The organism is Hydrogenophaga sp. (genome assembly GCF_041633695.1).
Classification (GTDB): domain Bacteria; phylum Pseudomonadota; class Gammaproteobacteria; order Burkholderiales; family Burkholderiaceae_C; genus Hydrogenophaga.
In genome coordinates this window covers 1-3546 of sequence record NZ_JBFJMY010000427.1, presented here as the reverse complement: position 1 = coordinate 3546, position 3546 = coordinate 1, and the positions used below count along the sequence as shown (strand labels likewise).

General features: G+C 64.4%; 3 protein-coding genes. 1 reads left to right on the top strand and 2 read right to left on the bottom strand.

The features are described from left to right. On the bottom strand, positions 1 to 604 hold a 604-nt coding region (locus ABYB95_RS19450; protein WP_372660662.1), incomplete at its 3' end, for an ABC transporter substrate-binding protein. 379 nt (positions 605 to 983) lie between these two features. Further along, the gene (locus ABYB95_RS19445) at positions 984 to 1838 is read right to left on the bottom strand and encodes a hypothetical protein (RefSeq protein ID WP_372660659.1); all 855 of its coding nucleotides are present in this window, start codon (positions 1836 to 1838) and stop codon (positions 984 to 986) included. 347 nt (positions 1839 to 2185) lie between these two features. On the opposite strand from ABYB95_RS19445, the gene ABYB95_RS19440 reads away from it, so the two are divergent. Further along, a complete protein-coding gene (locus ABYB95_RS19440; RefSeq protein ID WP_372660656.1) occupies positions 2186 to 3364 on the top strand; it encodes an HPP family protein in 1179 nt (392 codons plus the stop codon). The last annotated feature ends 182 nt before the right edge of the window (positions 3365 to 3546 follow it).

Below are 3546 nucleotides of genomic sequence, written 5' to 3'. Positions count from 1 at the left end.
CGACAAAGGGCAGCTTTTCTTCTTCCGCCGCTTTTTTCAACTCGGCGAGCAAGGCTTTTCCAAAGCCGTCGTCTTGATAGAACACCGCCACCCGCTGGAGGCCGATCAGCTTCATCTGGCTCAGGATGCGTCGCGCTTCGTTTGCGTAACTGGCGCGCACATGGAACACCAGCGGATTGAAGTTGTCGCGAAACGCCGAGGCCCCGGTGACCGGCCCAAACACGATGGTGCGCGTCTCTTTCAACAGCGGCAGAATGGCCGCCGTCTGCGCGGTGCCGGTGTTGTTGTAGATCATGAAGACCTTGTCCTGCTCCAACAACTGACGCGTGTTCTCCACGGCCCGTTTGACATCAAATCCGTCGTCCAAAGTGATGTACTGGATCTTGCGACCATGCACGCCACCGGCTGCGTTCACCGCTGCAAAGTACAGCCGGGAGCCTGCGGCGTAGTCGGTGGTTTGTGCGCCCAGTGGTCCGGTGAGCACCATGGAGGCGCCCAAACGGATTTCGTCGTTGCTCACACCGTCGTCGGCGGCGTGAGCAACTGCGCCCATGGCCGCCAGGCCCAGGCTGAGAACGGATATACAAAATGCGCGAAATGTCATGCGTGACTCCCTTTCCTTCGGTGGCTGAGATTGGAGGGAGCATCGTCTTGTATTTGGTTATGAATTACAACCAAATCGCGTAAAACCCAGGGTTTTCCCTGGCGTCAAGTCTGCGCAAGATGTCCGCTTGTTCACGGTGCAAGGTGCCGTGGGGCCTTGCACGGCACGGGTCGCATGCAACGGCGCAGCTGCCCGTTGCGTCGGTGGCTGGATAGGGGTGGCCGCCAGCCTTGTGCCCCGCGGCATCTGGCCGTGGGCGGCCAGATGCCGCCAGATATAGCGGGACGTTTGACCTCGGACCGAGGCGCTTGACCAGTTTTTTTGACCGGGGCTGCAAGCCCCAACATCTACCAGCCGGCGTAAACCAGCGCCGCCAGCCCTACCAGTTGCTCGGAAAGTCGTAATTCTCGTCCAGCACCCGCCCGGCCATGACCGGCAGCATGTGGCTGATGAACACCTGGCCCACCCATTGCCGCGTGGCGTTTTCACCGGCGTGGGTGTCTGCGTGCAGGATCAGGCTGCTGAACGAGGTGATGCCCACATCGAAGTTCAGGTCGTGCGGCACGGCCGGTGGGCGCAGCGCCTCGTCCGGTGGCACACCGGTTTCCAGGTTCCAGGCGCTCAAGAAGCGATCGAAGCAGCCCACGGTGCCCTGGCGCCACACGTCGGCCAGATAAAAATTCCAGGCCCCCGGCTCTTCGGTCACAAAGCCCCAGGCAAAAGTGTAGATGCGCTCGGGCACCGGATCGAGCAAGCCGATTTCGCGCACCTCGGGCAAGGCCGCGAACTCGTTGAACAAGGCGCTGGGGCCGGAGGGTTGGGCGGCCACGAAGCGTGCCACTTCCTGGGCGTCGGCTTCGAACAGCGCCTGTGGTTCCGACCACGAAGGTTTGGCGCGGTTGAGCAGGCGCGAGGTCGCGTCCACCGTCTTGCGCGCGTTGATGCACCAGTCCATGAACCGCTTGCGGCCTTCGTCCGTGGATATCTGCTGGAGCATGGTTTCGAACGCGGCGTCTTCTTGCAGATGCCCGCTTTCGCGCAGGCGCAACACGATGTCGAGCATGGAGTTGCGGGTGATGTGTTCGATGGCATAGGCCGCCGCCCCGCCTTCAAAGCCGGTCATGGACTGCTGTATCCAGGCCATGGTGTCCTGGTCCGACAGGCCTTGCGGCGCACGCGGCATGTCGCCAAAGAGTGCGCGCAACACGCGTACGGTATCCAAATCGCTGGCCATCTCGTCTCCGGTGATGAATTTCGCGCGCCGGGCTCCACCCGGCACCGCGTTCAGGTCAAAGCATAGTGCCGATTCGCCAGCAGCTGGCAACGCGCAACGCACCCAGCCCAAAACAGACGGCAAAACCATGGCCAGGTTCACGCCCCTGGGAGCCTGCGCGGCAGAAGAAGCGTCGGCTGCAAACCGCCCGCAGCGGTCCATTTTTTCACCGTCTTTGTGCCCCATAGCCGGGTTATGGGGCTGCACATCCGGCAAAAACTGTCCTCGCTGGGGGCGATTTTCGCTTTCGACGCCTTCTGCCGCACAGGCTCCTAGAATAGTTCGGCCACCCTCCCGCACGCCTTCTTTTGCCTACGCCCTCCGACCATCCCCCCAAACCGCAGGCCGGGTTCTCAGCCGCCGAGTGGTTGCGTGCCTGGTTGCCGGCACGCATGCGCGTCAACAGGCGGGAGCAGTTGCGGGTCGTGGTGGGCGCCACGTTGGGCATTCTGGTCACCGCCTGGTTGAGCCGCTCTCTGGCCTGGGATGGCGCACAAGCCTGGCCCTGGTTGATCGCACCGATGGGCGCCAGCGCGGTGCTGGTGTTTGGTGTGCCGGCCAGCCCGCTGGCACAACCCTGGGCTGTGGTGGGTGGCAACACCTTGTCGGCACTGGTGGGCGTGGCCTGTGTGCGCTGGGTCGGTTCGCCCGAATGGGCCGCCGCACTGGCGGTGGGCCTGGCCATCGGGCTGATGTTTGCGCTGCGCTGCCTGCACCCGCCGGGCGGGGCATCGGCCTTGCTGGTGGCGCTCACCGGTGTGTCCGACCCCTGGTTTGCGCTCGATCCCGTGCTGCTCAATTCCTTGTTGCTGATGGTGGTGGGCGTGGCCTACAACACAGCCACGCGCCGGCAGTACCCACACCCACAACTGCCCCCGCTGCAAGCCCCGGCACGCGACCACGAAGCCGACGCCGTGGAGGCGGACCTGAACGCGGTGCTGACCCGCTACAACCAGGTGCTGGACATCAGCCGCGACGATTTGAAGGCCTTGCTGGAAGACACGCAGCTCAGCGCCTACCAGCGCAAACTCGCCAACCTGCGCTGCCGCGACATCATGTCCACGCACCTCATCACGGTGCGCCACCTCACCCCGCTGGGCCAGGCCTGGAGCCTGTTTCGCCAACACCACGTGAAGGCGCTGCCGGTGGTGAACGCCGACGGTGGCATTGTCGGCATCGTCACCCCGGCCGACTTCATGCGCGCCGCCGAAGCACAGGACGAAGGCGGTTTTGAATCGCGCTGGCGCCTCTTGCGCAAATGGGCCAGCGCCGAACGGCCCAGCCCGCACGAAACCGTGGGCCAGATCATGACGCGCCAGGTGCGCGTGGCCAGCGTGGACCGGCACCTGGCCGAGTTGATTCCGCTCTTTGGCAGCAGCGGCCACCACCACATCCCCATCATCGGGGCTGGTGAACGGCTGGTCGGCATGGTCACCCAGTCGGATGTGGTGGCGGCCTTGTCGCAATCGTCCAAGCCCGACAAGTGAAATCCGGCGCACCACACGGCGGTGCAGAATCGGCCCATGCGAACAACAGGATGGCGCCATCGTTGGTGGGGGCTGGCCGGGCTGGCCATGGCCCTGGCGGGCGCGGCGCTGATCGCGCGCCAGGCGCTGGAGCAGGAGCGCGCGGCTTTTGAAACCAACGCCCGCATCGCGCACCGCCTGCT

Excerpts from the sequence above, each read along its gene's own strand:
- ABYB95_RS19445 (WP_372660659.1), bottom strand. The coding sequence starts at position 1,838 with ATGGCCAGCGATTTGGATACCGTACGCGTGTTGCGCGCACTCTTTGGC.